The following is a 23223-nucleotide window of genomic DNA, read 5'->3' as shown; positions in this document are numbered from 1 at the left end:
GCTCGGCTGCGCACCGCCGTCGTCCGCGCCGTCCTGGCCGCGGTGACCGTCCTCACCGGCGCGGGCGCGAGCACGACGCGCGGCGCCGTCCTGACGGAATATGCCCCCGAGCGGCGGGGCCGGACCTACCCCTGCACGTCCGACCCCACGCCCTCCGCCGCGCGGATCGCGTCGCGGTAGAGCCGGCCCGCGGCCCTCAGGGCCGCTTCCGGGTCGACGCCGGCGGCCTCCGCGCGCACGGCCAGGGCGAGCAGTTCGTAGCCGATGCCCTCGCCCGTGGGCGGGGCCACGTCGAGCCCGGCGGTCCGTACCCGGCCGGCGAGCTTCGCCGCGAGGGCGAGGCCCGGCTGGCCCAGCGGCACCCCGTCGGTCACCGACTCCCGCTGCTTCTCCACGGCCTTCGTCCGCAGCCAGTGTTCCTTGACGTCTTCCGGGGTCGTCGCCGTCGCGTCCCCGAAGACGTGCGGGTGCCGGTGGATCAGCTTCTCGACGATCGTCCCGGCCACGTCGTCCACCGAGAACGGCTCCTCCGCGTCCTCCTGGGCGATCCGCGCGTGGAACACGACCTGGAGCAGGACATCGCCCAGCTCCTCGCGCAGCGCCTCCCGGTCGCCGTCCTCGATGGCCTCGACGAGCTCGTACGCCTCCTCGATGCCGTACTTCGCGAGGCCCTGGTGGGTCTGCTGCGAGGACCAGGGGCACTCGCGGCGGATCCGGTCCATGACCTGGACGAGGTCGAGCAGCCGGGCCCCCGGCAGGTCGTACGAGCCGGGCAGCAGCTCCAGGTCGGGCATGACGGCCCGGCCGGAGCCGGCCATCCGCGCGAGCCCGTCGGTCAGCGCCCGGTCGCCCTCGCCCGACGGCAGCACGACGACCGTCCGGCCGCCCGCGCAGGCCTCGACGAGCTCCGGCGCGGAGGGCAGGAGGATCTCGACGGCGACCCCGGCCTCCCGCAGGTACGGCAGCTGGGGGTGCTCGGCGTCGCCGCACAGCACCCGGTCCGCCCCGTGCAGCGCCTGCCAGGCGGGCCAGGACAGCAGGCCCGGCGCCACACGGTGGCTGGCGGTGAGCAGGACGATGCGGCCGGCGGCGTCAGGGGTGCCGGGGGTGGTGTCGGTGTTCACCCCTCGACCCTACGTCGTCCCGGAAGGGCCCCTCAGGCGCCCGCCGCCGGAGCCTTGCTGATCTGCCGCACCCACGGCGCGGTGTACGCGGCGAGGGTGATCTTGTCGTTGTCCCAGCTGCCGTAGCGCGGGTTCACGTCGATCCTCAGGTCCTTGGAGGCCTGGCTGAAGGCCTCCGTGAGCTTCTTCTGGCCCTCGGGGGTGTCGGTCACGCCCAGCTTCGCGGCGATCTTGTTCATCAGGACGGCCCGGCGGGCGACGGCGTCGATCTGGTCGGGCGCCACGCCCCGCTGCTGCAGCAGCACGGCCGCCATCTGCTCCTCGCCGCCGCTCTGGCGGGCGAACTCGCCGCGGGTCTGCTGGATCTCACCGCGGGTCGCGCTGACCCCGTTGTCCTTCGCGACCTTGTCGACGACCCGGTCGAAGATCATGTCGTGCAGCTTCTGCCGGCTGAGGTCGCCGGTCTCCCTGAGCAGCGTCGCGGACTGCGGCGAGGCCTGTTGCGCGGCCCGTACGTCCTCGACCTGGGCCTGCAGGCTGGACACGTCGATCCGCTGCCCGCCGACGACGGCCGCCGCCCCCGGGTGGGCGTCACTGCCGCAGGCGGTGAGCAGTGGGGCCGCGGCGAGGAGTGCGGCGGCGGAGACGGAGAGCGCGGTGCGGCGGTGCAAAGGAGCCTCCCGGCGTGGGTCGTGCGTCAGTGGGACGACCGTGCGGTGATCGATGTTAGGCAGTCGCCGTGGCCCGGGCCACTACCTGGAGGCGACTCTTTCGGTCAACGACTCACGTGTTCGGGTGGTGTCGGGTCCCAGCATGATCGTCCGTGAGACCAGGAAGGTGACGGGGATCGCGGCCGTCGCGGCGATCAGGGGCGCGTAGGTGCTGTCGACGCCGAGCAGGTCGACGAGGACGTAGACGCCGACCGTGGTGATCACGAAGTTCGCCGCGTTGGTGAGGGGGAAGAGCAGGAACTTCCGCCAGGTCGGGCGGGTGCGGTAGGTGAAGTACGAGGTGAGGAAGAAGGAGCCGGTCATCGACAGCGCGAAGGCGACGACGTGCGCGGCGATGTACGGCAGCCATCGGCCGAGGAGCAGGTAGAGCCCGTAGTACGTACCGGTGTTCACGGCGCCGACCAGGGCGAAGCGCACCACCTGCCAGGTCACGGCGGTTCGGGTCATCGCCGGAGGAGCTCCTCGTCACGTGCGGCGGCGGAGCGGCGGCGCTGTCCGGGGACGGTCGCGTTGGTGGCCCGCACCAGGTAGTGCGGACGCCGCTTCACCTCGTAGTAGATACGGCCGACGTACTCGCCGACCAGTCCCAGCATCACCATCTGGACACCGGCGAGCGCCGTGACGGTCACGAGCAGGGTGACGTAGCCGGGCGTCTCCACGCCGTTCGCCAGGGCGACACCGACGATCCAGGCGGCGTACGCGAAAGCCACCGCGACCAGGACCATTCCGAGATAGACGGCCGCACGGAGCGGCTTGTCGTTGAAGGAGAGAAGGCCGTCGAGACCGTAGTTGAGCAGTTTTCCGAACGTCCATTTCGAACGTCCCTGCTCACGCACCGCGTTCTCGTACTCGAAGGTCGTCGTCCGGAATCCGACCCAGGCGAACAGGCCTTTCGAGAAACGGTTGTATTCGGTCAGTTCGAGAATCGCGTCGACCGTGCGGCGGGAGAGGAGCCGGAAGTCGCCGACGCCGTCGACCAGCTCGACGTCCACCAGCCGGTTGATCGCCCAGTAGTACGCGCGGGCGGTCAGCGTGCGGGTGACCCGGTCGCCGGTGCGGGTGCGCCGGGCGATGACCTGGTCGTATCCCTCCGCGTGCAGCGCCACCATGCGGTGCACGAGCTCCGGCGGGTGCTGCAGGTCGGCGTCCATGATGACGACGGCGTCGCCGGCCGCGTGCTGGAGGCCGGCCAGCATGGCGGCCTCCTTGCCGAAGTTGCGGCTGAAGGAGACGTAACGCGCCCGGGGATCGGCGTCGGCGATCCCCTGCAGGAGGGTCAGCGTTCGGTCACGGCTTCCGTCGTCCACGTAGACGATCTCGAATTCTCCCTCGAATCGGGAGAGTTCCTTCGTCACATGGTCGTGGAAGCGACCGATGATCTCTTCTTCGTTGAAGCACGGGACCACGATCGAGAGCAGCACACACGACACCACAACGGGTGCGGATGTCGATGTCGGATTCCACCGGTGACAATCAGGCGACCATTGAATGAACTGCCCGGCCAGGGGGCGGATTTCGGCATCATCACTGCCATATTCGTTCCACGATGGAGATCCGGAAGAGCTGGAAGAGCTGGAAGAGCTGGAAGGCCCGGCGCAACGGGCCGGTGGCGGCCGGAGCGGGCCGCGCGCCCGCGCTGGCCGGGCTGCTCACCGTCCTCGCCGTGTGCGCGGGAGACGCCGTCGCCGACACGTTCCCGTTCGGCTCGCACCGGCGCAGCGTCAACGACCTGGGCAACGAGTACCTGCCGTTCCACGCCCACCTGTGGGACCTGCTGCACGGGCGGGCCGAGGGCGGCCTGCTGCTGAACTGGCAGTCGGGCTGGGGCACCAGCTTCCTTCCCGACCTCGGCACCTACCTGACCAGCCCTTTCGCCCCGCTCGTCGCCCTCGCGCCGCGCGCGGACCTCGCCTACGCCCTCTACGCGATCACCGTCCTGAAGATGGCGGCCGCGGCGGCCGCGATGGCGTTCACGCTGCTGCGGACGCGGCCGGGCGTGTGGTGGGGCGCGGGACTGCTCGGCGCCGCGTACGGGCTCTGCGGCTGGGCGGTCCTGGAAGCCGTCTACAACCCGATGTGGATGGACGGCCTCATCGCCTTCCCACTGCTCTGCCTGGTGGGCGTATGGGTGCGGGAGGAGCGCCGCCCGCTGCTCGGACCGCTGGTCGTCGCCGTCTGCTGGACCGCCAACTTCTACACCGCGTACATGGCGACGCTCGGCGCCGCGCTGGTGCTGCTCGTGACGGCCCCGCGGTGGCGGGTGCTGCTCCGGGGCGCCGTGACGGGCCTCCTCGGCGTGGGCCTCGCCGCCCCCGTCCTGCTCCCGGTCCTCCTCGGCACGCGGCAGGCCTTCCCCGGCGTCGTCAGGGACTTCGCGGCGGCCGACGGGACGGACCTGGCGGCCCGGCTGATGCCGGCCACGTACGGCTTCTCCACCCCGGCCCTCTTCGTCTTCACGGCGGTCCCGGTCCTCGCGGCCTCGCTGCTCTTCCGCCGCCAGTGGCTGTGGCCGGCCGTGGTGGCGGGCGTCGCGCTCTCCCTGCAGTGGGGCCCGACACACCTGGTGTGGCACTGCTTCGCGACGCCGAACGGCAGCCCGTACCGCCAGACCTTCGTCCTGACCGGCGTCATGGTCCTCGCCGCCTGGGCGGCGATCGCCGACGGACCGCCCGACCGGCGCGCGCTCCTCGGCGGCGTGGCGTCGGTGGGCGTGCCCGCCCTCGCGGCAGTGGGCAGCGACGAGGCGACGCCCTGGGGCTGGGCCCTCTTCGCGGCCGGCCTCGGGGTCGTGGCCGCGGTCCCGTTCGTGCGCCGCGGGCGACTCGTCGCCCTGCTCCTCGCCGGGGTGCTGGTGGCCCAGGCCTCCGCGACGACCGCGTGGGGCGACAGGGAACGCCTCGCCCGCCTGGACGACTACCCCGCGTGGAGCGCCGCGGACACCCGGCGGGCCGCCGCGCTCGCCGAGGCCGACGGCTGGCCCGCGTACCGCACGGACTCCGGCCGCACGCAGAGGACCGGCAACGAGCCGCTGATGCTCGGCACCCAGGGCGGGTCCTACTACAGCAGCCTCACCCCCGAGGTCCTGACCCGCACCATGGCCGCGCTCGGCGTCGGCTGGACCTCCCGCGGCCGCAACCTCCAGAGCCTGGACAACCCCGTCACCGACGCACTCTTCGCGGTCGGCGCACGCTGGCGGGACGGCCAGGTGGTCCGTACGGGCCCGGCCCTGCCCCTCGTGACCGTGCGCCCGCCCGGCCCGGCCCCCGTCTACGGCGGCTCCCCGTTCCGCAACCAGGAACTCCTCCTGGGCGCACGGGTGTACGAGCCCCCGGCGGCGGACGGAGCCTGCCGCGTCGGCACCGAGGTCTTCCTCTTTGCCCCCGACTTCACGGGCACGGCCCGGCTGGGCGACCGCACGGTCAGGCTCCGCGGGCAGCTGCTCAAGTGGCGCGCCACCGTCACCTCCCTCGGTGTCCAGAAGGTCCCGGGCCTGCGACCGGAGGTCCCGCCGAAGGCGGAGGTCGGCTGCCTGGACCACACGCGCCTGCGCGCCGCCGTCGCCGCCCTGCGGGCCATGGCACCGACGTCGACCGAGGTGACGGACACCGGCTTCCGTGCCACCCTGCGCCCCGGCACCACCGGAACGCTCGTGCTCTCCTCGCCGGGCATCGCGGGCTGGAGCTGCGACGGGCGCCCCGCGGCGGCGTACGGCGGCCTGGTGGCGGTACCGGTGACGGCAGGTCAGCGCGAAGTCGGCTGCGTCTTCCGACCGCCGGGCCTCCGGGCGGGCCTCGGTGCGGGCGCGGCGGCGCTGTTGCTGCTCGTGGCGTGGGTGGCGGTGCAGGGGGTGCGCCGCCGACGGCCGCTCATGCCGGAAGCGCGGCCGGGCGGCAGCGGCGGGACAAAGCCGCCCGTGCCGGCGCCCGCCGCGCGTCCGTAGCCTTCGACTCCCTTCGAGGGCGCCTACCGCCGGATCGACCTGGCCGAGACCGCGAGCCTCCGCCTCACCGCGATCGACGGCGACGTCGAGGTCGGCCGGCTGGGCGGCCCCGCGGAGATCAGCACGCAGCGGGGCGCGATCCGGATCGCCGAGGCCGTGCGCGGCACGGTCGTCCTCAGCACCGGTTCCGGCGACATCCAGGTCGGCGCCGCCCGCGGCGTCGCGGCCGCCCTCGACGCCGGCACCACCTACGGCCGCGTCAGCAACACCCTGCGCAACGAGGGCACCGTCGAGCTCGGCATCCGCGCGACCACCTCCCACGGCGACATCACCGCGCGCAGCCTGTGATCCGCGCGGCGACACCGGTCAGCACGACACGGGCGGGCGTGACGCAGGTCACGTCCGCCCGTGTCACAGCTCTGCGGGCCATCTCGTCTCAGTGGTGAAGCCGCTCCGGCAAGGCGACGGCGACAACGAAGGAAACGAAAGAGGAGCCCACCATGGAACCGCGTCTCAACATCTTCGGCAGCCCCGTCACCGCCAAGCTCATCAAGCACCTCGTCGCGGCGGGCAGGGTCGTCGAGGACGCCGGGGTGCCGCTGGCCACCCAGGAGCTGGTGAAGATCCGCGCCAGCCAGATCAACGGCTGCGCCGGCTGCCTGGACATGCACACCAAGGAGGCCGTCGCGGCCGGTGAGACCGCCGTCCGCCTCGCTCTCGTCGCCGCCTGGCGCGAGGCCAAGGTCTTCACCGAGCCCGAGCGCGCCGCCCTCGCCCTCGCCGAGTACGGCACCCGCCTCGCCGACGGCTACGGCGTCCCGGACGAGGTCTGGGAGAACGCGACCAAGCACTACGACGAGGACCAGCTGCTCGCCCTCACCTCGCTGATCGCCGTCATCAACGCCTTCAACCGCCTGAACGTCATGCTCCAGGTGCCGGCCGGCGACTACGTGGCCGGCCAGGCCGCCGCGATGCACGGCTGACCGCGCCTGCCACGCGGTCGGTCCGCTGCGAGCGCAAGGACCGTATCCGCGTTCTCGGATCAGAGCCGGGGAACTGCGTTCCTCTGAGGAGGAACGGAGAACGGGCGGCGGACCGCTCCGTCAGGAGCCCGTCGTGCCGTCGAGCAGTTCGCGCAGGATGTCCAGATGGCCGTTGTGGCGGGCCGTCTCCTCGGTGAGGTGGAGGAGGATCCAGCGCAGGTCGACGTGGCGGCCGTCGCGGACGGGGCGCTCGGCCCGCTCGTCCAGGCCGTTGGCGGCGACGAGTTCGCGGTAGCGGGCGCTCTGTTCGGCGTATTCGTCGAGCAGCTGCGCGAGCGGGAAGTCGACGCCGATGCGCATCTCGCGGTCGGGGTCCTCCTCGGTCCAGGGACCCTGGTCCTCCTCGCCGAGGAAGACCACCTGGAACCAGTAGTACTCCACCCAGCGGAGGTGGTTGATCAGTCCGCTGATGGTCATCAGCGGTGAGCCCGGCAGGATCGCCTTGCGGGCGTTCTCCGCGGAGACGCCCTCGCACTTGGCGCGGACGGTGTCCCGGGTGTAGTCGAGAAACGTGGTGAGCTGGGTGCGCTCGTCCCACGCGGGCGGCGTGTAGTCGATTCTGGTCATCGCGCGAAGCCTTTCCGAACAGCGCGCCCCTGTCGACGCATTTATCGACGGCACAGGACCTGGGCGGCGGCTTTCGCCTCGTGCGGGCGGCGGCTTTCGCCTCGTGCGGGCGGCGGTCCGGGCACCGGCCGAAGACCGGCGCCCGGAAAGCGCGGTCGCGGTCCTCGCAGGTCCGGAAGGGGTCCTGGGCCGGGGGCCGGTCCGGAAGCGGCCTCTAGGCTGCCCGGATGCGTATCACCAGACTCCTGGCGGGGGCCGTTCTGGCCGCGTCCGCCCTGTTACCCGTACCCACCGCCCACGCGGCCGGCGGCCTGGACCCCTTCGAGGCGACATTCGCGCTCACCCGCGTGGACGGCGTGAAGACCGACCTCATCGCCGCCGTCGAGGCCGCGGGGGTCTCGACGGCTCCGGTGAGCGAGGTGCTGGGCTCCCGGACGGGCAGGCCCGGCCTGTGCCACCCGACCGGCCTCAACGGCGCCCTGCGCCCCGACGGTTTCTGCTGGGACGACCAGGACGACCGGACCGGCTACACGGACGCGGGTGGCGGGTGGATGCCGCAGGGCTTCGCCGGGGCGCACGCGTCGGGGACGGCGGACGGCACCTACCGGGGGCGGCCCCTGGTCGCCGCGTCCTGGTACTTCGGAACCATGGGGCAGCCCGAGGAGTACACCCGCGTCTCGATCGCCGAGTCGGCCGGCGGCGGCGCCCCGGTCCCGTACGGGCACGTCGCGCTCGTCGAGCCGGTGGCGGGCGGCGACTTCACGAAGCCCGTCTTCCAGTCCCACGCGGACGGCCTGGCCTGGTACAAGGACCGGCTGTACGTCGCCAACGGCGCCGAGCTGCAGGTGTACGACCTCGACCACCTGTGGCGCATGACGGACACCGCCGGGGCGGGCACCGGCCTGTCGGGCGGCAGGAGTTCGGCCCGCCACCACCGCTGGGCGCTGCCGCTCGTCGCCCGCTACAGCACCATCAGCACGGCGAAGCCGGACGACCCGTCGACGGCGTTCCTGCGGGGCACCCCGCGCGCCTGCGGGCCGGCGGCGGACAACTTCGGCGAGCTGTGCCTGAGCAGCCTGAGCGTCGACCTCTCCGACACCGTGAACGGCCCCGCGCTGCTCTCGGTGGAGAACCGCTCGGCGGGCGGCGCCCGGGTCGTCCGCTGGCCGCTCGCCGACCTGGAGACCGGCACGCCCGAGCGGGTGGCCGCCCACGGGACGGCGTACACCAGCCCCGTGGCCGGCATCCAGGGCATCGCCAAGGGCGGCGACACGTTCTACGTGACCGGCCACTGCCCGGCCGGATCGCCGACGGGGTACGGCTGCCTGCATGCGGCCCGCGCCGGTGAGGCGCCGCGGGTGCTGACCCAGGCGCCCTACCTGTCGCAGGGACTCTCGTACGACCCGCGTACGGGCCGGCTCTGGGGGCTCAACGAGGCGCTGGAGAACGCGAGCGGCGGGCGCCGGGTCGTCTTCTCGATCGACCCCGCGGCCGGCCGGGAGGCGGACGGCTGGTCCTGGCTGACCAATCCGCACCGCGCGGGCGCCGTCTGCGCGACGCCGCAGGGCAACGCGACCGCGAACGGCACCGTCGTCACCGTCTGGGCGTGCACGGGCTCCCCGGTCCAGCGCTGGAGGTACGACCCGACGAACCGGCTCCTCGTCCACCAGGCGAGCGGCAGGTGCCTGACGCCGAAGGGCAACGGGGCGAACGTCGACGGGGCGGTGCTGACCCTGTGGACCTGCAACCCGTCGAGCGACGTCCAGCGGTTCACCCCCGACGTCTCCGGCACCCTGGCCAACGCCTACGGCAAGGCGATCACCCCGAAGGCCAACTCCCTGGCGGACGGGGCGGTCCTCACCCTGTGGACGCGGGCGACGGGTACGGCGTCGGACGTCCAGGACTGGTCGGTGGCGGGCTTCTAGGCCCACGCCGAGCACGAAGAAGGGGCCGGCCCCCGTGGCCGGCCCCTTCTCGCTGCGCAGTGCGCGGTGACTACTTGACCGGGTTCACGCAGAGCACGAACTTGTCGGAGTCCAGCTGCTGGGCGAGCGCCTGCTCGCTGACTTCCTGGCACTTGTTGACGTCGAAGGTGTTGTCGACGACCTTGACGACCTTGAACAGGTCGGGCTTGCCCGAGGAGCAGTCCGCGGTGTCCACCTTGGGGTCGTTCTCGGGGCCGCTCATCGTGATGCAGTCGCCGGCCTGTGCGCGCACGGGGGCTTCACCGGTGACGTACGGGAGGCCGACCTTCACGGCCACGGCCACGATCACCAGGACCACGAAGCCGCCGATCTTCTTCAGAACGCCGCCCTTCTTCTCGGGCGCGGGGGCCGGTGCGGGAGCATCCGGGGCAGCGGCGAACGGGTCGGACGGCTGAGGCGTGGTCATGAAGGGATCCTCGGGAACGGGAAGGCGTGGACACGATCAGACGCGCACGTTACACAGCGCAAAATGACCAAATCGGACGTCTTCTTGTCGTTCGCCAATCGGATACGGAGTCGTGATCCTGCCGACCCGTCAGAATCCCCGCCCCATCTGCTGCTGCCGCTCCAACGCGCGCCGCAAATCGGCCGCAAGCGGGTGATACGGACCGTAGGTGCGCTCCACGTCGAACAGCAGGCTCCGCAACTCGCCCTGGCCTCCCGCGTGGTCGCCCATCGCGAGCAGCAACAGACCGATCCGGTGCCGGATGTCGAAGGCACGGGACCGCCGCTCCGGATCCGTGCCGTCCTGCGCGTAGTACGGCAGGAGCGCCCGGTACTCGGTGAGCGCGGCGGCCGGGTCCCCGAGCTGCTCCAGGCACAGCGCCGCGTCGTAGCGGAACTGCAGGGTCTGCGGGTCGGCCGGGCCCGCCTCCGCCGCGCGGTCGTCGGCGAGGCGGCGCAGTTCGGGAAGGGCCCGGCGGAACTGGCCGTCGTCCAGCAGCGTCGTCGCGTACTGCTTGCGCAGGATGCGGACGACCGGCGAGTGTTCGCCGTGCTCGGCGGCGGCCGCAGGGAGGATGCCGCCGAGGATGTCCACGGCCCGGGTGATCGAGCCCTCGCCGAGCAGCCGCTTCACCTCCTCGACGGCCGCCGCCACGTCCGGCTTCGCCGGTGCGTGCGTCGGCGCGGGGGGCGTCGCGGGGGGCGTCGCGGCCTGCACCGCCCGGTCGGGCCAGGGCGCGTGCGGGCGCCGGAAGGGTCGGGTCGGGTCGAGCGGGCCCGAAGGGCCGGGCGTGCCGGGCGGCGGGAGGAGCGGCAGCAGCAGCTCGTAGACCTCCTGCGCGCCCGACGGGCGGGCCTGCGGGTCCTTCGCGAGCAGGCGCAGGACGAGGCCTTCGAGGGCCTCGGGCACCTCGGGGCGCAGTCGGCGCACCGGCACGGGGGGCTCGTAGAGATGGCGGTGCAGCACGCCGAGGGCGGTGGAACCGGCGAACGGGACACTGCCGCTGAGCAGTTCGTGGAGCAGCGCGCCGAGCGCGTACAGATCGGTGTACGGGCCGACGGCGCCACCCATGGCCTGCTCGGGCGCCATGTACGCGGGGGTGCCGATGGGCGAGCCGGTGTGGGTGAGGCGGGTGGTGTCGGTGTCGAGGACGGACGCGATGCCCAGGTCGAGGACGGTGACGGTGCCGTCGGGGCGGACCATCACGTTCCGCGGCTTGAGGTCCCGGTGCACGATCGGCACCGCGTGCACGGCCGCGAGCACCGCGCACAGCTGGGCGGCGACGGACACCGCCCACGGCCACGGGTACGGGTCGTGCTCGGCCAGGTGGTCGGCGAGGTCGGCGCCCTCCACGTACTGCATGACCAGGTACAGCTCGTCGCCGTCGCTGCCCGCGTCGTAGACGGTGACGAGGCCGGGGTGGTCGACCTGCGCGGTCACCCGGCACTCGCGCACGAACCGGAGCCTGAGCTCCTCGGCGGCCGTGGCCGGTCCGCTGATGGTGACGGGACTGAGCAGCTTGACGGCCACCCGCCGGTCGAGCCGGCCGTCGTAGGCGGTCCAGACCTGACCCATGCCGCCCTGCCCGATGAGTGTGGACAGTTCGTAACGACCGCCGATGACCCGGCCGTTCACTGCCCGCCTTCCCTGGGGTCCTTGCGGAGCAGGTCACTGAGCTCGTCGAGCTCTGCGCGGACCTGGTCGATGCGGGGATTGACCACCGGCGGCTGCTGCGGCGCGACCTGCGGGGGCTGCGGATGCGGCTGGGCCTGGGCCTGCGGCTGCGGCTGCGGCTGCGGCTGCGGCTGCGGCTGCGGCGGGTAGCCGTAGGCGGGCTGCTGCGGCACCGTCGTCGCGTACGGGTTGTACGGCGGCGGCACCTGGCCGCGGACCCGCGTGCGGTCGTGACGGATGTCCACCACCAGGAAGTACGCCGTGAACGCGACGGCGTTGACCAGGATGATCCCCACGGCCCAGTCGGCCCGGGGCGCGTCGGGGTCGTCCGGCATCAGGACGATGCCGGCGATCACGACCGCCACCGAGACGGCGAGCAGGATCCAGTCGGCCACCCGACGGGTCAGCAGGCCGATGCGCAGGGCCGTCACCCAGGTCAGGAGCCCGCAGCTGAGCAGCGGGAGCACGGCGAAGACCACCCTCAGCACGATGACGTTCGCCGGGACGCCGCTCGACGGTGGCGTGGGCTGGGGATGGCCGTGGCCGTACATTCCTGCTCCCGGATCGGTCCTGCGGTGGTCTGTCGGGGATGAGCGTATACACCGCCCGCGACAGGCACGTCAGGGTTGTTCGGACCGAGACCTTCAGGGCTCCACGGTGCCGTCCGCCAGACCGTCGTACATGCCCTGCACCAGCTGCTCGCCGAGCCGCCCCGCGAGCCGCAGGGCCTCCTCGAACTCCGCGAGGGCCCGGAACCGGTCGCCGTACCGCCGCTGTTCGACGAGCGGCAGCCGCGGCAGCTGGAGGCGGCGCACGTCGAGCCGGGTGGCGGTGGAGGCGTACGAGCTGGCCTGGCGGTTGTTGGCGGTGGCGCGCAGGAAACCGGCGAGGAACCAGGGGTCGAGGGCCGCCGGGTCGGGGCGCAGCAGGTGCACGTTCCGGCCGAGGGCGGCGCCGGCCGTCGCCGCGTCGACGACCCGGGCGACCGAGCCCCCGCCGAGGACCGGGACGACCACGTCGCCGGCGGCGAGCAGCACCGGCTCCTCGGCCGCGGCGTCGGCCGGGGTCTCGGGGAGCGCGCCGGACGGCGCCTGGCCGGCCAGGACGTCGGTGTCGGTGAGGACGGCGACCGGGCCGGCCCCGTGGTGCGCTCCGGCCGTGCCCGCGCCGCCGGCGCGCAGGGTGAGGGCGCCGGCGCGTGCGAGTTCGCCGACGGTCGTGACGGGCCAGCGGACGGTGCCCGGGGCGGCGCCGGTGTCGGCGGCGGGCGGCGGGGTCAGCTCGCGGGTGCGGTGCAGGGTCTCGGTGAGGCGGGTGCGCACCCCGGCGAGCTGAGCCGCGCCCTCGGCTGCGGCAGGCGGCGGCAGGTGGCGGGCGGGGGCCAGGTCGACGTCGTCGTCGAGGAGTTCGATGACCGGCACGGTCCGGCTCCGGCCGGGCGTCTCGTCGACGGTGCCGTCCCGGTCGAAGGGCCGCCAGGCGCCCAGGACGGTGCTCTCGACGGCCGGCCAGTCGAGCCGGTCTCGGCCGCCGGTCGCCGCCGCGGTCTCGGGGCCGGTGTCGACGAGCAGCAGTTCGGCCGGCGGGCGTTCACCGGCGACGGGCCGTCGCAGCACCCACAGGTGCAGCGGGATGCCGTACGGGGGCGCCGCGCCGGCCGGCAGGGCGACGACCGCCCGCAGGGCGCCGCGGCGCAGCAGGTCGGCGCGGATGCGGCGGCCGGAGCGGCGGGACGCGGCGGCGGGCGGCATGAGGAGGACGGCGGTGCCGCCGGGGCGCAGCCGGGCCAGGCAGTGCTGGACCCAGGCCAGCTCGGACTCCGTACGGGCCGGGAAGCCGTACTCCCAGCGCGGGTCGTAGGCGAGCTCGTCGTGGCCCCAGTTGCGCTCGTTGAACGGCGGATGGCACAGCACGGCGTCGGCGGTGAGGGCGGGGAACGCGTCGGCGCGCAGGGTGTCGCCGGACAGCACCCGGACGCCGGCGGCGGCGTCGGTGCCGAGGGCGAGGCGCAGGGCGGTGAGCGCGGCCAGGTCGGGGTCGGTGTCCTGGCCGTGGAGGGCGGCGGGCGGCTCCGGCGTCGCCGCCGCGGCCCGCAGCAGGGCGCCGGTGCCGCAGGCCGGGTCGAGGACGGTGGCTGCCGGGCCCGCGAGGGCGGCCATGAGCGCGGCGGGGCCGGGAGGGGTGAGCGTGTACTGGCGCGGGTTGGCGTCGAGGTGTCGGCCGAGGAGGAAGTCGAAGGCCTGGCGCGGACTCGTCTCGGTCCCGAGCTCCGCGACCCCGCGCACCAGCGGGACGGAGGCGGCGAGTTCACCCGCCGTGGGCGTGCGGACGGCCCTCTCGGCGCCGAACCGCTCGGTCAGCGTCTCCTCCAGCGGCACCGGCAGCAGGTGCGCGAGCCGCTCGTCGGGCGCGGCCGCGAGCGTGGGCCAGGCCGCCGCGCGGTCCCGTACGAGGAGCAGGGTGCTGCCCGCGTGGACGAGGGCGGTGACGGCACCGGCGGGGTGACCGGCGATCTCCTGCCAGACGCGCTCGCCGAGCGGGACCTCGGCGAGCTTGCCCTGGGCGCGCAGCCACGCCTCGATGTCGGCGAGGGCGAAGGACGGACTGGTCTCGGTGCCGCCGACCGGCTTGGGGAAGTCGGCGTGGCGGCGGCGCCAGTTGCTCACGGCCGCCCGGCCGACTCCCGCGAGGCGGGCGATGCCCGCGGCGGTCACCTCCGCTGCGCTGTCCGGCACGTGCCTCATCTCCCGTCGCCCGGCTCCAGTGTGCCGCCGATCTTACGCGCGAACCATGCGACACCACTTCACAGCGTGAGCCGACCCATCTCCGTGAACTCATGTTGACTCGGTTCACAGGCTCTGCTGTGATTGACCCCATCGAAGTCGGAGTCGCCGCAGCGACGCCCCGGCCTCGTCGACGTCCCCACCCCCGCGATTCCTCGACCCCGCACGACCCCGATCCCCCGGAGACCCGCCATGTCTGCCACCGTCCGCCTCCCCCGCAGCCCCCGCCGCGCCCGCCGTACGGCGTTCGCCGCCGCCCTGTGTGCCGCCGTCGCGCTCGGCGCCACCGCCTGCGGCCCCTTCTCCGGCGACGACGCGAAGGCGACGGGCCCCTTCGGGGAGCTGAGCGGGCCCCAGATCCTCGACAAGGCGCTCGACACGACGAAGGCCGCCAAGTCGATGAGCCTGGACATCTCCTTCAAGACCGCCGACGGGCCGATGAAGGCGTACGTGTCGACGGACCTGCAGGGGCAGTGCGCGGGGACGATGACGATCGGCACGACGGGCACGGCCGAGCTGGTCAGGCCGGCCGACAAGGCGGTGTACCTCCGCTTCGACGAGGCGTTCCTGAAGGATCAGGCGAAGGGCGAGTCGCCGGAGGTCCAGGAGGCGGTGCTCAAGCAGCTCAAGGGCCGTTGGGTGAAGACCGACGCCAAGGACGCGGACGCCAAGGAGATGCTCGAACTCTGCGACCTGAAGGCGCTGCTCGGCGACTTCGAGCAGACCACCACCGGCACGGTGAAGGGCGAGGAGACCACGCTCGGCGGCCGCAAGGCGCTGGTGCTGACGCAGACCGCCGGCGACGAGAAGGACACGTTCTACGTGGCCACGGAGGGCAAGCCGTACCTCCTGAAGGTCGTCACGACCGGCGGCGAGGAGCCCGGCACGATCGTCCTCTCCGATTTCGACAAGCCGGTCGTGGCGAAGACGCCGGCGAAGAAGGACGTCGTGGACGAGAAGAGCCTCGGCTGACGGACCGGCCCGTCCGTACGGGGGACGGACGGGCCGGCCGGCATCCGAGGACGCGAAAGGCGTGAAGGCCTCCGGAGGGGGGTGGCCTTCACGCCTTCGGCGCGTCAGGGATGTGGCGGTGCGGTGCCGGGTCCGGCTCAGACGGCGTGGCGGACCCAGACGTTCGGCTCGACGTACACCGCGTAGCCCCGGGAGGCCTCGCAGTGCACCGGCACCAGGGCGCCCTCGACCTCGACGGGGCCGTCGGTGTCGAAGGGCAGGCGCGTCCACGAGCGCCACTGCTCCACGGACGCGCTGACCGTCATCGACGCCGGGGCGACCTTCTCCACGGTGCCGCCCGCCCGGACGTGGACGCGCAGCCACGGGTCGTGCGGCAGACCGTCCGACTCTCGGGTGCGGAAGGCGTACTCGTGGATGGAGGCCGCGGCCTCCAGGTGCTTGCCGTTGGGACGCACCGGGGCGACCAGCTCGGAGAAGCCGAGGCGCTGGGTGTTGGCGCGCAGCGCCGCCAGCATGCGGTGCGAGATGCCGTTGCCGAGCGCGCTCGTCGCCACGGTGATCTCGATCGCGCTGACGGTGTCGGGCGTGCGGCCGTGCCGGAGGTCGGAGAACGCCCAGAGCAGGACCTGGTCCCAGCCGGTGGCGGGCAGCTCGCCGCGACCCGCGGCGTGGAGCTGGAAGGGCACGCTGAAGCCGCGGGCGACCACGTTCCCCCCGGTGGTCCCGTCGGTGGCGGCCTCGGTGGCGACGAGGACGTACTCGGGGAACTCGGCGACGATGCGGCCCATGTTGGCCCAGCCGACCGGGTCGTACATCATGTACTCCGGCCAGAGGTCCTTCATGCTCCACATCCGCCCCTCGAGTTCGGGGCGTTCGGCGAGCGTCGTGATGTGCAGGTCCATGCCGGCAGGCTAACGACGCGCCGACAGAGCGGCGAAACGATTTTTCGACCGCCGACCGCTGACCGGCGGGCGCCGGGCGCCGGGTGGCTGGAGGACGGCGGGGCCTCCAGCAGCGCCCTCCCGCACCGGCCGGGACGAAGGACCCCTCAGACCTTCCCGATGCCCAGCGTGTTCTCTCCCGGCAGCAGCCCCGAGCCGATGACCGTCAGCCACGGGCCGCCCAGCAGGTCGGCGAGGCGGGCCGTGGCCTCCGGGCCGAGGGCGGCCCAGGGGCCGGCGGCGAGTTCGTCGGTGCGGAGTTCGACCTCGGCGCGCAGGGCGCGGCCGGCATCCGTGGCGGTGCCGTCGGGGTGGACGAGGCCGCGGGCGCCGAGGCGGTCACGGGCGGCGGACCACTCGTCCGCGCTCCAGCCGCGGCCGGCGAAGGTCGCCTCGGCGGCGGCGCCGACCGCGGCGAAGGAGACGAGGGACTCGACGGGGTCGAGCCCGGCGGCGAGGAGGGCGGCGAGGTGCCCGTCGCCGCGGTGCTCGCGCAGGATCGTGGCCGCCTGCCAGAGGACCAGGTGCGGGACGTCGGACCAGGGCAGTTCGGCGTGGGCGGCGGCCAGCGGCCGTCCGGCGGTCACCGCGGCCCCGGCGGCGCGCCGGGCGAGGGCGGCGGCCTCGGCGAGCTCCGGGCTCGCGAGGGCGTCGTCGCCGAGGAGCGTCCGGTAGGTGCGGTCGGCCGCGCGGAGCCGGGCGGCGAGCACGTCCGCGGGGGCGGCGACGGCCCAGACGGCGGGGACGTGGCGGGCGACCATGGCGGGGCTGAAGCTGTAGAAGGCGGAGGCGACCCGCTCGGCGCCGACGGGACCGAGAGCCGCGGCACGCCAGGCGAAGTAGCTGGGCCAGCGCTCGTCGACGTCGTAGCCGAGGGCGGCGGCCTCGCCGAAGGCCTCGGGCGCGTAGTAGACGACGGAGCTCAGGGGTTCGAGCAGGTGCCACATCTGGCGGACGCGGCCGGGCTCCACGGTGAGGGTTTCGACGGTCATGACAGCCTCCTCGGTCCACCGGGGGACCACCGGGTCTCGACCCCGGTCCGCCCGGTCTCGCTCCGCACATCTTGTCACTGACTAGATTGCTCCCGCCGACCGAACTTGTCAATGCCTAGATTCCGCGTACGCTGCTCCCATGCCCAGTGACACCAGCCGGCGCGCCTACCACCACGGCGACCTGCGGCAGGCCGTCCTCGCCGCCGCCCTCGACGTCATCGCGACCGAGGGGCCGGGCGCGCTGAGCCTGCGCGACCTCGCACGCCGCGCGGGCGTCTCGCACGCGGCGCCCGCCCACCACTTCAAGGACCGCACCGGCCTGCTCACCGCGATCGCCGCCCAGGGCTACGACCTCCTCGCCGACGCCCTCGCCGACGCCCCCGACCTGCGTGAACGCGGAGTGCGCTACGTACGCTTCGCCGCCGCGCACCCGGCGCACTTCCAGGTGATGTTCCAGCCCGACCTGCACCGCGCCGACGACCCCGAACTGCTCGCCGCCAAGGAACGCGCCTCCACCGAGCTCCGCGCCGGCGTCACCGGCCTCGCGGCCACCAGCGCCGACCCGCGCACCGCGGGCATCGCCGCCTGGTCCCTGGCGCACGGCTTCGCGACCCTGCTGCTCACCCACAACCTGGACGACCCGCTGGCCGGACGTGACCCGGGAGAGGCCTTCCGCTCGCTCGCGGGGCTGACGTTCGGCAGGGACGGCGCGGGCGACACCGGCGGCTCGGACCACTCATGACGGACCGTCCCGGGCGACTCCCCTGACACGTCGCCAACTTTCTTGCACCACAAGGGAATAGTTGAAGGCGATACGACCTTGGTGCCTGTCGTACACACTGACGACAACGGGGAAGCGACCAGCGACATGACCACCGGCACCAGCACCCTCCGGCGAGCGGGTATCGCCCTGCTCACCACCCTGACCCTCGCCACCGTCCCGGCCACCACCGCCACCGCCACCCCGGCCTCCGCGGGCAGCGCTACCGCGACCACCGCCGCCGGCGCCTGGCACGGCGCGTGGGCCGCGTCCCCGCAGGCGCCGGCCGCGCCCTTCGGCCCCAACTGGTCGCAGCAGGGCTTCACCGACCAGACCGTCCGGCAGATCGTGCGGGTCACCGCGGGCGGCACCAGGGCGCGCATCGAACTGACCAACCGTTACGGCACCACCCCCCTGCGGGTGACCGGCGCGACCGTCGCCCGCACCGCCGAGGGCGGGGCGGTGGAGCCCGGCTCGGTCCGGGCGCTCACCTTCGGCGGCCGCGGCTCCGTCACCGTGCCGGCCGGCGGCACCCTGCTCAGCGACGGCGTGCCCTTCCGCACCAAGGCGCTCGAGTCGGTCACCGTGACCCTCTATCTGGCCGGCCCGACCGGCCCGGCGACCTTCCACCACATGGCGTCCGCCACCAGCTACCGGGCGTCCGGCGACCACCGGGCGGACACCTCGGGCACCGCGTTCACGGAGACCGGGACGTCCTGGTACTACCTGTCCGGCGTCGAGGTCTCCGGCGGCCCGCGCGGCGCCGCCCGCCGGGACGGGATCGTCGCCTTCGGCGACTCCATCACCGACGGCGTCGGCTCCACCACCGACGCCGACAACCGCTACCCCGACGAGCTCGCCGAGCGCCTCGCCGCCGCCGGCCGACCGCACGCCGTCCTCAACCACGGCATCGGCGGCAACCAGGTCACCAACGACACCACCTGGGCGGGCGAAGCGGCCGTCACGCGCTTCCGCAAGGACGTGCTGACGGAGAAGGGCGTCGGCACGGTGATCCTGCTGGAGGGCATCAACGACATCGGCGGCAGCGGCCCGGCCTTCCCCGGCGGCCCGACCCCCGAGGTCTCGGTGAACCGGCTCATCGAGGGCCACCGCGCCCTCATCCGCCAGGCCCACGCCCACGGCCTGAAGGTCGTCGGCGCGACCCTCACCCCGATCAAGGGCTCCTTCTACGACAGCCCGGAGAACGAGGCCAAGCGGGAGGCGTTCAACGAGTGGGTCCGCACCTCGGGCGCGTACGACACCGTGGTCGACCTCGACCGCGCCGTCGCCGACCCGGCCGACCCGGACCGCATCCTCCCGGCCTACGACTCCGGCGACCACCTCCACCCGGGCGACGCGGGCTACCGCGCGATGGCCGAGGCGCTCGACCTCGACGGGTTCTAGCTCAACCTCGACTGGCTCCAGCTCGGCTTCGAGGGGCCCAGGGGCGTCCCGTCGATCAGGCCGGATCGGGGAGGCCCTGGAGCCCGCCGTGATCGGCGAGCCCCCGGGGCCGGCCCGACCCCGATCCGCCGGACAGGACCCACCCCCGCACGGCACCCCGCACCCCGCGCCGGCAGCAGCCGCACGGCGCGGGGTTCGGGGTTCGGGGCGCGGGGCACGGGGCGCGGCGTGCGGGGTGCGGGGTACGGCGTGCGGGGTGCCGCCCCGGTCGGCGGCCGGGGCGGGAAACGGTCACGACCCGAGGATCTCCGCCAGGAACTCCCCGGTCCACGCCAGCAGTTCGCGGCCCACGACCGGCTTCCCGCCGATCTTCCCGGTCGTCGGCCGCGGCACCAGGATCTGGTGGACGGCCGGCTTGATGACCGTGCGCGGGTACAGGCGCTTCAGGCGCAGCTCCTGCGACTCGCGCAGCTCCACCGGGGCGAAGCGGATGTTGGGGCCCTGCAGGACGATCTCGCCGACGCCGCAGGCGCGGGCCAGCATGCGCAGACCGGCGACGAGGAGGAGGTTCTCGACCGGTTCGGGCAGCTTGCCGTAGCGGTCGGTGAGCTCCTCGCGCACGGCCTTGACGTCCTCCTCCGAGTTGGCCGAGGCGATGGCGCGGTACGCCTGGAGGCGCAGGCGCTCGCCCGGGGCGTAGTCGTGCGGGACGTGCGCGTCGACCGGGAGCTCGATCTTGACCTCCAGCGGCGGCTCCTCCTCCACGCCGCCCTCCAGGGAGGCCCGGTAGTCGGCGACGGCCTCGCCCACCATGCGGACGTACAGGTCGAAGCCGACGCCCGCGATGTGGCCGGACTGCTCGCCGCCGAGCAGATTGCCCGCGCCGCGGATCTCCAGGTCCTTCATCGCCACGTACATGCCCGCGCCCATCTCGGTGTGCTGGGCGATGGTGGCGAGGCGCTCGTGGGCCGTCTCCGTCAGCGGCTTCTCCGGCGGGTACAGGAAGTACGCGTAGCCCCGCTCGCGGCCCCGGCCCACACGGCCGCGCAGCTGGTGGAGCTGCGAGAGCCCGAAGTTGTCGCCGCGCTCGACGATCAGGGTGTTGGCGTTGGAGATGTCGATGCCCGACTCCACGATCGTCGTCGACACGAGGACGTCGAACTTCTTCTCCCAGAAGTCGACCACGACCTGCTCCAGGGCCGACTCCGACATCTGCCCGTGCGCCGTCGCGATCCGCGCCTCGGGCACGATGTCGCGCAGCCGCGCCGCCGCCCGGTCGATGGACTCGACGCGGTTGTGGATGTAGAAGACCTGCCCCTCGCGCAGCAGTTCGCGGCGGATGGCCGCGCCGATCTGCTTCTCCTCGTACGGCCCGACGAAGGTGAGGACCGGGTGCCGCTCCTCCGGCGGCGTGGTGATCGTCGACATCTCGCGGATGCCGGTGACCGCCATCTCCAGCGTGCGGGGGATCGGTGTCGCGGACATCGTCAGGACGTCGACGTTGGCGCGCAGCTTCTTCAGCTGCTCCTTGTGCTCGACGCCGAAACGCTGCTCCTCGTCGACGATCACCAGGCCCAGGTCCTTGAACTTCGTCTCGGAGGAGAAGAGACGGTGGGTGCCGATGACGACGTCCACGGCGCCGTCCTTCAGGCCCTCCAGCGTCGCCTTCGCCTCGGTGTCCGTCTGGAAGCGGGACAGGGCGCGGACGTTCACCGGGAACTGGCCGTAGCGCTCGGAGAAGGTGCCGAAGTGCTGCTGCACCAGCAGCGTCGTCGGCACGAGGACGGCGACCTGCTTGCCGTCCTGGACGGCCTTGAAGGCCGCCCGGACCGCGATCTCCGTCTTTCCGTAGCCCACGTCGCCGCAGATCAGACGGTCCATGGGGACCGTCTTCTCCATGTCCTCCTTCACCTCGGCGATCGTCGACAGCTGGTCGGGCGTCTCCGCGTACGGGAAGGCGTCCTCCAGCTCCCGCTGCCAGGGGGTGTCGGGGCCGAAGGCGTGGCCGGGGGCCGCCATCCGGGCGCTGTACAGCTTGATCAGGTCGGCGGCGATCTCCTTGACCGCCTTCTTCGCGCGTGCCTTCGTCTTCGTCCAGTCGGCGCCGCCGAGCCGGTGCAGGGTCGGGGCCTCGCCGCCCACGTACTTGGTGACCTGCTCCAGCTGGTCGGTCGGGATGTAGAGCCGGTCGCCGGGCTGGCCGCGCTTGGCGGGCGCGTACTCGACGAGCAGGTACTCGCGGGTGGCGCCCTGCACGGTGCGCTGCACCATCTCGATGTAGCGGCCGACGCCGTGCTGCTCGTGGACGATGTAGTCGCCGGCCTCCAGGGTCAGCGGGTCGATCGTCTTGCGGCGCTTGGCCGGCATGCGCTGGCCGTCCTTGCCGGCGGCCTTCTGCCCCGACAGGTCCGTCTCGGTGAGCACGGCGAGCTTCAGCGTCCGGTCGACGAAGCCGTGGTCGATCGCGCCGCAGGCCACGTGCACGACCGACGGGGAGATCTCCGTCAGGTGGGCGTCCAGACGGGCCGCGATGCCCTCGCCGCCGAGGACCTCGACGGTGCGGGAGGCCGGGCCGTGCGCCTCGGTCACGAACACCGTGCGCCAGCCGTCGGCCAGCCAGCCCTTGGTGTCGGCGAGCGCGCGGGCGGTGTCGCCGCGGTACGACTCGGGGGCGTGCATGCCCAGCTTGAGCGTGTCGCCCGCCGCGTCGGCGGCGAAGGTCTCCGTCACCGTCTCGTCGGCGGCGAACGGCGACACCGACCACCACATCATGCCGAGCTCGCGGGCCCGGTCCCGGACGTCCGCGATCCCCCACAGGGAGGCCGCGCCGACGTCGATCGGGGCCTCGCCGCCGCCGGCGGTGGCGGCCCAGGAGGCCTGCAGGAACTCCTGGCTCGTCGCCACCAGGTCGGCGGCCCGGGTGCGGACCCGCTCCGGGTCGCAGACCACGGCCATCGAGCCCTTCGGCAGCACGTCGAGGAGCAGCTCCATGTCGTCGACGAGCACCGGCGCGAGGGACTCCATGCCTTCGACGGCGATGCCCTCGGCGATCTTGTCGAGCAGCTCGCCGAGCTCCGGGTGCCGCTCGGCGAGGGCGGCGGCCCGCTGCCGCACGTCGTCGGTCAGGAGCAGCTCGCGGCAGGGCGGCGCCCACAGTCCGTGCTCGGCGACCTCCAGGGACCGCTGGTCGGCGACCTTGAAGTAGCGGATCTCCTCGACGTCGTCGCCCCAGAACTCGATCCGCAGGGGGTGTTCCTCGGTCGGCGGGAAGACGTCGAGGATGCCGCCGCGGACGGCGAACTCGCCGCGCTTCTCGACGAGCTCCACGCGGGAGTACGCGGCCGCGGCGAGGCCCGCCACGATCTCTTCCAGGTCGGCCGTCTGGCCGCTCCTGAGCGCCACCGGCTCCAGGTCGCCGAGCCCCTTGACCTGCGGCTGGAGTACGGAGCGGATGGGCGCGACGACGACGCTGACCGGGCCGGCGGCGGGGTCGTCGTCACGGGGGTGCGCGAGGCGGCGCAGCACCGCGAGGCGGCGGCCGACGGTGTCGGACCGGGGCGAGAGGCGCTCGTGCGGCAGCGTCTCCCAGGACGGGTAGTAGACGACCGTGTCCGGGTCGAGGAGGGAGCGCAGGGCGGCGGCCAGGTCCTCGGCCTCGCGCCCGGTGGCGGTCACCGCGAGCACCGGGCGCCCGGCCCCGCGGGCGAGGGCGGCGACGGCGAAGGGGCGGGCGGCCGGGGGGCCGACGAGGTCGACATGGTGGCGATTGCCGTCCGTGGCGGCCTTGACCGCCTCGGTGAGAGCGGCGTCCTTGGCGACGACGTCCAGCAGACCGTGCAGGCTCATGGAGGGTCCATCCCGG

Annotated in this window: 18 protein-coding genes and 1 pseudogene; 7 read left to right on the top strand and 12 right to left on the bottom strand. The window is 73.5% G+C overall.

Features of this window, described 5'->3' with window-relative positions; all coding sequences use genetic code 11:
• Positions 1-125: 125 nt before the first annotated feature.
• The 4 genes from AB0M16_RS22175 to AB0M16_RS22160 form a co-directional block, all read right to left on the bottom strand.
• The gene (locus AB0M16_RS22175) at positions 126-1124 is read right to left on the bottom strand and encodes a nucleoside triphosphate pyrophosphohydrolase (protein WP_365345419.1); all 999 of its coding nucleotides are present in this window, start codon (positions 1122-1124) and stop codon (positions 126-128) included.
• 32 nt (positions 1125-1156) lie between these two features.
• Positions 1157-1795: a SurA N-terminal domain-containing protein gene (locus tag AB0M16_RS22170; protein WP_365345417.1), complete on the bottom strand. Its 639-nt coding sequence runs from the start codon at positions 1793-1795 to the stop codon at positions 1157-1159.
• Between the two features lie 81 nt (positions 1796-1876).
• Positions 1877-2302 carry a GtrA family protein gene (locus AB0M16_RS22165; protein WP_365345415.1) on the bottom strand — a complete coding sequence of 142 codons (426 nt, stop codon included), beginning with the start codon at positions 2300-2302 and terminating at the stop codon, positions 1877-1879.
• Entirely contained in the window at positions 2299-3276 is a 978-nt protein-coding gene (locus AB0M16_RS22160; protein ID WP_365345413.1) for a glycosyltransferase family 2 protein, read from the bottom strand. The genes AB0M16_RS22165 and AB0M16_RS22160 overlap by 4 nt, the downstream gene beginning before the upstream one ends.
• A 125-nt stretch (positions 3277-3401) precedes the next feature.
• Here AB0M16_RS22160 and AB0M16_RS22155 point away from each other — a divergent pair, with 125 nt between their 5' ends.
• From AB0M16_RS22155 to AB0M16_RS22145, 3 genes and pseudogenes are all read left to right on the top strand, one after another.
• Positions 3402-5795: a YfhO family protein gene (locus AB0M16_RS22155; protein ID WP_365345411.1), complete on the top strand. Its 2394-nt coding sequence runs from the start codon at positions 3402-3404 to the stop codon at positions 5793-5795.
• 12 nt (positions 5796-5807) lie between these two features.
• Positions 5808-6143, top strand: a pseudogene (locus tag AB0M16_RS22150) (DUF4097 family beta strand repeat-containing protein); the annotation flags it as partial.
• A gap of 152 nt (positions 6144-6295) precedes the next feature.
• Positions 6296-6778 (top strand): carboxymuconolactone decarboxylase family protein, encoded by a 483-nt coding sequence (locus AB0M16_RS22145; protein ID WP_365345409.1) that lies wholly within the window; start codon positions 6296-6298, stop codon positions 6776-6778.
• Positions 6779-6898: 120 nt separating this feature from the next.
• Here AB0M16_RS22145 and AB0M16_RS22140 read toward each other — a convergent pair whose 3' ends face one another.
• Positions 6899-7405, bottom strand: a complete 507-nt coding sequence (locus tag AB0M16_RS22140) for a DinB family protein (protein WP_365345407.1) — start codon at positions 7403-7405, stop codon at positions 6899-6901.
• Positions 7406-7632: 227 nt separating this feature from the next.
• On the opposite strand from AB0M16_RS22140, the gene AB0M16_RS22135 reads away from it, so the two are divergent.
• The gene (locus AB0M16_RS22135; protein ID WP_365345405.1) at positions 7633-9330 is read left to right on the top strand and encodes an RICIN domain-containing protein; all 1698 of its coding nucleotides are present in this window, start codon (positions 7633-7635) and stop codon (positions 9328-9330) included.
• 70 nt (positions 9331-9400) lie between these two features.
• On the opposite strand, the gene AB0M16_RS22130 is transcribed toward AB0M16_RS22135, so the two are convergent.
• From AB0M16_RS22130 to AB0M16_RS22115, 4 genes are all read right to left on the bottom strand, one after another.
• Positions 9401-9796, bottom strand: coding sequence for a hypothetical protein (locus tag AB0M16_RS22130; RefSeq protein ID WP_365345403.1), 396 nt, complete (start codon positions 9794-9796; stop codon positions 9401-9403).
• Positions 9797-9925: 129 nt separating this feature from the next.
• Entirely contained in the window at positions 9926-11470 is a 1545-nt protein-coding gene (locus AB0M16_RS22125; protein ID WP_365345401.1) for a protein kinase, read from the bottom strand.
• Positions 11467-12060 (bottom strand): hypothetical protein, encoded by a 594-nt coding sequence (locus AB0M16_RS22120; RefSeq protein WP_365345399.1) that lies wholly within the window; start codon positions 12058-12060, stop codon positions 11467-11469. The genes AB0M16_RS22125 and AB0M16_RS22120 overlap by 4 nt, the downstream gene beginning before the upstream one ends.
• Before the next feature lie 93 nt (positions 12061-12153).
• On the bottom strand, positions 12154-14244 hold the full coding sequence (locus tag AB0M16_RS22115; RefSeq protein WP_365345397.1) for an N-6 DNA methylase: 2091 nt from the start codon (positions 14242-14244) through the stop codon (positions 12154-12156).
• 240 nt (positions 14245-14484) lie between these two features.
• Between AB0M16_RS22115 and AB0M16_RS22110 the strand changes: the two genes are divergently transcribed.
• Positions 14485-15264 (top strand): hypothetical protein, encoded by a 780-nt coding sequence (locus AB0M16_RS22110; protein WP_365345395.1) that lies wholly within the window; start codon positions 14485-14487, stop codon positions 15262-15264.
• A gap of 137 nt (positions 15265-15401) precedes the next feature.
• Here the strand turns inward: AB0M16_RS22110 and AB0M16_RS22105 are convergent, their stop codons facing one another.
• Together AB0M16_RS22105 and AB0M16_RS22100 are read right to left on the bottom strand one after the other, a co-directional pair.
• Positions 15402-16166, bottom strand: coding sequence for an N-acetyltransferase (locus tag AB0M16_RS22105; RefSeq protein ID WP_365345393.1), 765 nt, complete (start codon positions 16164-16166; stop codon positions 15402-15404).
• Between the two features lie 146 nt (positions 16167-16312).
• The gene (locus AB0M16_RS22100) at positions 16313-17197 is read right to left on the bottom strand and encodes a hypothetical protein (protein ID WP_365345391.1); all 885 of its coding nucleotides are present in this window, start codon (positions 17195-17197) and stop codon (positions 16313-16315) included.
• Positions 17198-17336: 139 nt separating this feature from the next.
• Here AB0M16_RS22100 and AB0M16_RS22095 point away from each other — a divergent pair, with 139 nt between their 5' ends.
• Both AB0M16_RS22095 and AB0M16_RS22090 read left to right on the top strand, forming a co-directional pair.
• Positions 17337-17939 (top strand): TetR/AcrR family transcriptional regulator, encoded by a 603-nt coding sequence (locus tag AB0M16_RS22095; RefSeq protein ID WP_365345389.1) that lies wholly within the window; start codon positions 17337-17339, stop codon positions 17937-17939.
• Between the two features lie 126 nt (positions 17940-18065).
• Entirely contained in the window at positions 18066-19361 is a 1296-nt protein-coding gene (locus tag AB0M16_RS22090; RefSeq protein WP_365345387.1) for an SGNH/GDSL hydrolase family protein, read from the top strand.
• Positions 19362-19652: 291 nt separating this feature from the next.
• On the opposite strand, the gene mfd is transcribed toward AB0M16_RS22090, so the two are convergent.
• Positions 19653-23207 (bottom strand): transcription-repair coupling factor, encoded by a 3555-nt coding sequence (mfd, locus tag AB0M16_RS22085; protein WP_365345385.1) that lies wholly within the window; start codon positions 23205-23207, stop codon positions 19653-19655.
• Positions 23208-23223: the final 16 nt, after the last annotated feature.

The sequence above is a fragment of the Streptomyces sp. NPDC051921 genome, assembly GCF_040680975.1.
In the GTDB taxonomy this organism is placed as follows: domain Bacteria; phylum Actinomycetota; class Actinomycetes; order Streptomycetales; family Streptomycetaceae; genus Streptomyces.
The sequence above is the reverse complement of the archived record's forward strand: the minus strand, read 5'-3'. Positions and strand labels throughout refer to the sequence as shown.

Coding starts and splice junctions, on each gene's coding strand:
- AB0M16_RS22165 (WP_365345415.1), bottom strand. CDS start 2,302: ATGACCCGAACCGCCGTGACCTGGCAGGTGGTGCGCTTCGCCCTGGTC.
- AB0M16_RS22155 (WP_365345411.1), top strand. CDS start 3,402: ATGGAGATCCGGAAGAGCTGGAAGAGCTGGAAGAGCTGGAAGGCCCGG.
- AB0M16_RS22145 (WP_365345409.1), top strand. CDS start 6,296: ATGGAACCGCGTCTCAACATCTTCGGCAGCCCCGTCACCGCCAAGCTC.
- AB0M16_RS22140 (WP_365345407.1), bottom strand. CDS start 7,405: ATGACCAGAATCGACTACACGCCGCCCGCGTGGGACGAGCGCACCCAG.
- AB0M16_RS22135 (WP_365345405.1), top strand. CDS start 7,633: ATGCGTATCACCAGACTCCTGGCGGGGGCCGTTCTGGCCGCGTCCGCC.
- AB0M16_RS22130 (WP_365345403.1), bottom strand. CDS start 9,796: ATGACCACGCCTCAGCCGTCCGACCCGTTCGCCGCTGCCCCGGATGCT.
- AB0M16_RS22120 (WP_365345399.1), bottom strand. CDS start 12,060: ATGTACGGCCACGGCCATCCCCAGCCCACGCCACCGTCGAGCGGCGTC.
- AB0M16_RS22110 (WP_365345395.1), top strand. CDS start 14,485: ATGTCTGCCACCGTCCGCCTCCCCCGCAGCCCCCGCCGCGCCCGCCGT.
- AB0M16_RS22105 (WP_365345393.1), bottom strand. CDS start 16,166: ATGGACCTGCACATCACGACGCTCGCCGAACGCCCCGAACTCGAGGGG.
- AB0M16_RS22100 (WP_365345391.1), bottom strand. CDS start 17,197: ATGACCGTCGAAACCCTCACCGTGGAGCCCGGCCGCGTCCGCCAGATG.
- AB0M16_RS22095 (WP_365345389.1), top strand. CDS start 17,337: ATGCCCAGTGACACCAGCCGGCGCGCCTACCACCACGGCGACCTGCGG.
- AB0M16_RS22090 (WP_365345387.1), top strand. CDS start 18,066: ATGACCACCGGCACCAGCACCCTCCGGCGAGCGGGTATCGCCCTGCTC.
- mfd (WP_365345385.1), bottom strand. CDS start 23,207: ATGAGCCTGCACGGTCTGCTGGACGTCGTCGCCAAGGACGCCGCTCTC.